Raw genomic sequence first — 4380 nt, 5'->3', positions numbered from 1 at the left:
GGACATAGTCATTGCCTCCTTGGTGGATTTTGTGTGGTAACTTAATTTTACCGATGGCAATAGACTATGTCTATTTTTATTCAATTGAATTTGCGAAACGTATTATACGTTATCCCGACCGCAGAGTTATAGTTTGGGCGTACCCACTTGCCCACGAGGTTTGGGAAGCGATAGACATAAACTCACGCTTGGAAAGCCCATACACAGAGGTGCCAAAGCGACCGGCGAGAGTAGCTTGCAGAGAGGATGACAGTATCACGGGACAGGTATTATGGTGCTTCTTCAGCGTGTCCAACAGCGTGGAGGCAAATCCAAAGTTGCCTTCTTTGAACTCTTTCGGATCCTGCGGACGGTTCACTCCCGCCAGGTTGAAAACGAAATCACAGTCGGAGCAGAACTGATCCAGTTTCCAATGTGTTGTTACGATCGTATTCGTAGATGGCTCCGATGGACAGATTCGGCCTTGTCCGATTTTTCCCATCCCGGATGTTTTTCAGATTCTCTACAAGGTTACGGCCAACAAAACCAGCCGAACCGGTTACCAGTACATTCATTCTATTTCCTCCATAACCTCTCTCATACTCTATATTGAGGGAAATACTGACTATTATCAATGCCCCTCAGATTAACAAGATAATTATACTTTTCTGGACTGATAATCTTTTTCCTTATAAAGAAATGGTTTCTTTCACCTTTATAAAATGTTTTTTTATACCTTAGCAATGTATCGTCTTTTGAACCAACACCACCGCCGAGATGAAAAGACTTATATCCGTTTTCATGGCCCCAAATAGCAGCATTATACATAATTAGGTTGTTTGGTGCCAAAGCATTGTATTCTTCCAAACTACCGGAAAGGTGAAAGTTCAAATGTCCATTTGCAAAAATCATAATGGAAGCGGCAATCACATCCCCGTCTTTTTCGGCCCTTGAACCACTTTTTTTTGCCCAATTCTGTTGTCCAGGAGTACCAGTCATATAAGATCGCATACTTTCTGAAGAGGCAAAATGCCCGCTCTTCTCATAGTTCCGGTTCATCCAACTCCAAAATTCCACAGAATCAGTAAGTGTTCCACTTTCACTTGCTGCCGGTCCCATAGCTGATAAACGAGTAGTATTCTCTTGTGCAATAATCTGACTTGTATCTTCCACCATAGAAAATACTTCTTTCGCAGAAAAGACAACCTCTTGATTGACAGTTTTCTTCACAGGGTTCTTCTTTTTTCTTTCCTCTGCCATTACTCATAATGAAGCCTCTTCTTTTGTGTTTCTCTTCACATAATGAAGTTCAATATCATATCCCAGAGCCTCCAGTATCTTAACGAAAGTGTTGTTCACTACTCCTTCGTCACGCTTGATCAGCTATTTCACATAGGACGCCGGCGTTCCAACCTTCTCAGCCAGTTTCGCCTAAGTCATCTGTTCTTCCACGCATTTAACCTTTATATCAATTTCAATATTGTTAGTGACCATTTTTTTCCTCAATCACTCTATTATCTCAAGGATTGCCGAGCTCGACAGGTACTGACGATTTACCGCTTACTATTTAATAATGCATCTTTTAAGATTTCATCTGAAAATTTCTTATATTGACTAGATGTATAAGGAAAAGATTCTCTTGAGAAATCAGTATGCAATTGTCTAAATCTATTGTTAAAAAGATCAAAATTCCCCAATTCATTTTTTTGATCAATATAACGATTATACGCAATAATAAAACCGTTTAATGATATTACTGACAACAGTTTGGAATTCGGATTATTCCATTCCTGCTGATGACTATCTTTAAGTGCGGAAAAATATATAGTAATATGTTTTACACAAAAATCTATATAGGAGCGATATTCAGAGTCATCTAATCGCTTTAAATTATTCTTATCTCCATCCCAAAAATCAAATAGACTTTTTTTATCTTTAGGTTCAATTGTCACCAAATATCTTAATGCAAACTTAATAATTGATGCAATCTTTATTTTCCCATTATCCAGTGCTGAAAGCTCGAACATATGTGGAAAAACCTTACCCTTATTTAGTTTTTCAATTACGGCACGAGCAAGTCCAATATCAGATAATGGATCTTTCAATCCTTTTATATGCAAAAGGACATCTGGAGGTACAGGCTTTGCATTCGTGTTTATATCCAAAAAAATGCTACTTTCAATTTTTGATTTTTGAATATCGGACATTTCATTAGGAAACACTAATCCTGTAACTAGTAGATGTAGTTTCTTTCGTAAATTTGCAATATCACTTTCATATGGATCATTTGTTTCACCCTCATAATGTGCATATACCCTGTGCTGTCCATCAATTATGCAAATGCTATTCATTTCATCTGGAAGCATCATTTTACATACGCCGTACCCTCCGATTGAATCTATATCAATTGGATGGTCTTCTTTATCCAAGAAATAGACATTTGAAGGTAATGCCACGATAATATTATTGTAAAAAGCTTCTTGTCTTGTGGCTAAAAACTTTCTTATTCCTTTGATTTTTTCTTTCTGTATTAAACGCTGATACAGAGTAATAGAGTCTTCCCAATTATCTTTTCTCAAAACATATGAATTTTTAATTAGGGTTTCGGCAGACATCATAAATGATACAATTCTCACCCCATTATTTATTCCAGTTGACTCTTTAGGACTAATAATTGTTGCTGAAATACATTTCTGTGTACTTTCTGTAGTGTTGATACCAATCTGATTACTTGTTATATTTAGAAAACGATATACTTCATATTTCACTGACTTGTGAATACATTGAGCCATCCGATTAAAATATTCTAAATATCGTGGTTCAACAAATCGAATAAGAGGATACAATTGTTCATCTTCTTTTGTTAAGTTAAGCTCGTTCTGTGAAAAGTACAAGTATTTGATTATATACTGATTTTCGTTATACTGTTCAATTTTATTGTAAGAAAATTCCTTTTTAATCCAATCCAAAAATATACGTTTGTTTTTTTCAATTTGGTCAAAGGCCTCATGCTTTTTTCTAATATGAGATTTAATATCATTACTAGTGCTAGTATCCTCACAAACAATCAAAATATTCTTATCAATATATAACGAATCTATTTCAACAACTCGTAAACCTATTTTAAAATGATGATTTTCAGTTTCAATGTAGTCAAATCCTGATAAAGTAAATAGTTTCTTGATTTTATTTTTAAACTTCTTATTTATTTTTGCTTTACCAACATTCGCTTTATTATTCAATGAATTTTGATTGTTATTTTCTGAATTAGGCATACTATTTTCCCTCTCTCGCCATCTTAAATTCGTTTGGTAATTGGGCAACTGCCGAATTTAAATTTGGCTTAATGGCCGGCTTATCCTCCCGAATTTTTAATGTACCTTCCATGGCCATTGATACACGTTCAAATGCGATATTGTAGTACTGTTCATTCAGTTCTGCCCCTAAAAATCTTCTTTTTTCTATCACTGCAGCTGCGCCTGTCGTTCCTGATCCCATAAAAGGATCCAAAACTACTGCTTGAGCATCAGATAGTGCTCTGATCAAACGTTGTGGTAATGCAATCGGATACTGACAGGGATGATTAGTTTTTTCTATATGATTTGCCTTCACATTGGGAATATCCCAAACATCTGATGGATTTTTTCCAAGTGGATTTCCACTGAACTCTCCTTTATGAGGTCCACGATAAGATTTTTTACCAGGATATTTTTGAGGAATACGAACAGCATCTAAATTAAAAATTTTCTGATCACCTTTTGTAAACCACAAAATTGTTTCATGTCTTCCACTAAATCTTTTAACACTGTTTAAGCCATGGCCAAAAGTCCAAATTATTCTATTTCTAAGTATTAACGGAAATATTTTATCTTTACTCAAATTAGTAAAAATATCATAGACAATGAAATCTAGTGGAATAATGCATGACTCAGAAATATGATATCCAACCTGCCAACAAACGCTTCCACCTGGTTTTAATATTCTATAAATATCAGGAAAAATTTCCATATGTTGTTTTTTGAATGTTTCTATATCATCAGCGGGGTCTTCATATGCTTTTCCCATACAATATGGTGGAGAAGTTATTATTAAATCTACTGATTCATCAGGTATCTCTTTAAAAAATTTTTTGCAGTCTCCACAATATAAAACGTTCTGAAATTTATCATTATAATGCTTGTATATTTTCATCTTCCCAATCTCTCGATTTTATAAATCTTTACATGGTAAAATAGATCATGTGATTCGGCACATTCGCAGTCTTTACTTTTATATTCTAAGGTAGTAAAATCTGCTATTTTCTTAATTAATACTTTCCCAACCGATGAGACTATATAACAGCCTATACGAAACCAGTTTTTAGGTTGATTCCTATATTTTTGTTCCTGGCTGGCCCGTTTC

Annotated in this window: 4 protein-coding genes; all 4 read right to left on the bottom strand. The window is 34.9% G+C overall.

The window, feature by feature from the left end:
* Positions 1-576 precede the first annotated feature (576 nt).
* The 4 genes from QZN45_RS10885 to QZN45_RS10870 all read right to left on the bottom strand — a co-directional run bounded on the left by QZN45_RS10885 (position 577) and on the right by QZN45_RS10870 (position 4170).
* Positions 577-1098, bottom strand: a complete 522-nt coding sequence (locus QZN45_RS10885) for a GNAT family N-acetyltransferase (protein WP_296812923.1) — start codon at positions 1096-1098, stop codon at positions 577-579.
* The gene (locus QZN45_RS10880; RefSeq protein ID WP_296812925.1) at positions 1079-1246 is read right to left on the bottom strand and encodes a hypothetical protein; all 168 of its coding nucleotides are present in this window, start codon (positions 1244-1246) and stop codon (positions 1079-1081) included. The genes QZN45_RS10885 and QZN45_RS10880 overlap by 20 nt, the downstream gene beginning before the upstream one ends.
* Before the next feature lie 286 nt (positions 1247-1532).
* Positions 1533-3254, bottom strand: a complete 1722-nt coding sequence (locus QZN45_RS10875) for a DGQHR domain-containing protein (RefSeq protein WP_296812922.1) — start codon at positions 3252-3254, stop codon at positions 1533-1535.
* 1 nt (position 3255) lies between these two features.
* Entirely contained in the window at positions 3256-4170 is a 915-nt protein-coding gene (locus tag QZN45_RS10870; protein WP_296812921.1) for a site-specific DNA-methyltransferase, read from the bottom strand.
* Positions 4171-4380 lie beyond the last annotated feature (210 nt).

The organism is uncultured Methanobrevibacter sp. (assembly GCF_900314695.1).
In the GTDB taxonomy this organism is placed as follows: domain Archaea; phylum Methanobacteriota; class Methanobacteria; order Methanobacteriales; family Methanobacteriaceae; genus Methanocatella.
Note: the sequence above shows the minus strand (reverse complement) of the source record. Positions and strands in the feature narration are given on the sequence as shown.

Bases quoted from the DNA above. Each gene is read 5' to 3' on its own strand.
- QZN45_RS10875 (WP_296812922.1), bottom strand. From the start codon at position 3,254: ATGCCTAATTCAGAAAATAACAATCAAAATTCATTGAATAATAAAGCG.
- QZN45_RS10885 (WP_296812923.1), bottom strand. From the start codon at position 1,098: ATGGGACCGGCAGCAAGTGAAAGTGGAACACTTACTGATTCTGTGGAA.
- QZN45_RS10870 (WP_296812921.1), bottom strand. From the start codon at position 4,170: ATGAAAATATACAAGCATTATAATGATAAATTTCAGAACGTTTTATAT.
- QZN45_RS10880 (WP_296812925.1), bottom strand. From the start codon at position 1,246: ATGAGTAATGGCAGAGGAAAGAAAAAAGAAGAACCCTGTGAAGAAAAC.